This is a genomic window from Corynebacterium sp. UBA2622 (assembly GCF_002339505.1).
Classification (GTDB): domain Bacteria; phylum Actinomycetota; class Actinomycetes; order Mycobacteriales; family Mycobacteriaceae; genus Corynebacterium.
On record NZ_DDJO01000019.1, the window covers coordinates 1529 to 2517 of the forward strand.

Consider the following 989-nt stretch of genomic DNA (forward strand, 5'->3'; position numbering starts at 1 on the left):
TCGAAGTCCGGGGCGTCGACGCGGCCGGCGTCGCGCTCGTCGAGAAGCGCCGTGCGCTTCGCCCGGACCCGCTCCACCGCGTATTCGGCCAGCTCCGTGAGCACCCGGGTGTCCGCAATGTCGGAGCCGCGCACGGTGCGGGCCAGCTCCAGGGAGTCGTAGCGGGCAATCTGCTCGTGCGACAGGCCCGCGCCGGTGAGCGCGGCGTTCAGCTCCGCGGGAACCGCAACCCCCTCCGCCACCTCACCGAGCAGGTTGCGCAGCCGGATCTTCTCCTCCATGGAGCTCGGCGCGTCCTTACCAGGCTGGAGCGCGTCCACGACCCACTGCAGCGTTCCGCCCTGCACCACCAGCGACAGGACCGCCACGGCGAAGGCGGCGAAGATGAGCAGGCCCCGGCCGGGCGTGTCGTGCGGCAGCGTCTGGGCCGCCGCCAGCGTCACAGCGCCGCGCATGCCCGCCCAGACGATGACCCCGCCGGCACGGAAGCCGAGGGGCTTGTTGCTGAAGTACTCGGTGTCGGCGCGTCCCCGGCTGACCTTGGCGCGGCCCGTCTCCACACGGCGCCGGGCGCGCGAGCTCTCCTTCACCCGCGGGTCCTCGGCGAACTGTTCGAGGCGCTCCTCCGCCTGCTCGAGCCACCCGGCGCGGTTCTGCATGCGCTCGGTGGAGCGGCGGATCTGCCCCAGCATGGGAAGAACCACCGCCGCCCGGACGAGCAGGACCACCATCCACACCGCCACCGCCACGAGAATGCAGGTGCGGATGGCGAAGCCGGAGGAATGGGCCGCGTCAAGGAGGGTGGGCATCTGCAGGCCCATGATGACGAAGACGAGCGACTCGAGCACGAGGCCGACCGTGTCCCACGTCTGGTTCTCGGAGACGCGCGTGGCGGGCGGGAGAAGCCGCGGGGCGGGGCGCGCCACCACCAGCCCCCCCACCACGGGGGAGACGAGCCCCGAGGAGCCGATCTCCTACGCGGGGGGGGA

Annotated in this window: 1 pseudogene; it reads right to left on the reverse strand. The window is 72.6% G+C overall.

Annotated elements, in window-relative coordinates:
• Positions 1-926, reverse strand: a pseudogene (locus B3611_RS08385) (hypothetical protein); the annotation flags it as partial.
• Positions 927-989 lie beyond the last annotated feature (63 nt).